At 45.3% G+C, this 525-nt stretch carries 1 protein-coding gene; it reads right to left on the bottom strand.

Features of this window, described 5'->3' with window-relative positions:
- A partial coding sequence (locus ABN217_RS20355; protein ID WP_349460021.1) for a fimbrial protein occupies positions 1 to 464 on the bottom strand: 464 nt, incomplete at its 3' end.
- Positions 465 to 525 lie beyond the last annotated feature (61 nt).

Here is a 525-nt window from a genome sequence, read left to right as displayed (position 1 = left end):
TCATTATCACTCAACGAGTCACTCCCTTCCGGTGCCACTGTAATCGTTGGCTCATAACCATATGAAAATGAATAATCATCATTCAATTCATATATACGTCCATCAACATAGAACTGCAGGCCTAAATTCGCTTTCGACGTTCTGAGCAAATATCCATCCCAAGAAGTCGGTGTACCGCCAATCCTTAAATTCATCGCATCGGAGGTATTCGCATTCTCACAATCAATGGTATACGGCACATCGCGAGAATATTGCGATCCCTCTTGCCCTTGCACATCTCGAATGAGGACATCGCCAAAATCCACCTCGATCGGATCATTGTCATTCACCACACACGGTGAATTGCCAATCAAGGTGCCACTGAAAGTGGCTTGTACCGCCAGTGCACTTAATGGTGCCGCAAGCAGTGTTATCATCATCCCAGCGCGCACACAGAGCTGAGCACGTAATTGTTTTTTTTCCATTATTCATACTCCACATTAAACGTTGCTGAGGCAAAAAAGTCCCCACTATCGACACCGATAG

This window comes from Proteus sp. fly-1067 (assembly GCF_040139345.1).
In the GTDB taxonomy this organism is placed as follows: domain Bacteria; phylum Pseudomonadota; class Gammaproteobacteria; order Enterobacterales; family Enterobacteriaceae; genus Proteus; species Proteus vulgaris_B.
The sequence above is the reverse complement of the archived record's forward strand: the minus strand, read 5'-3'. Positions and strand labels throughout refer to the sequence as shown.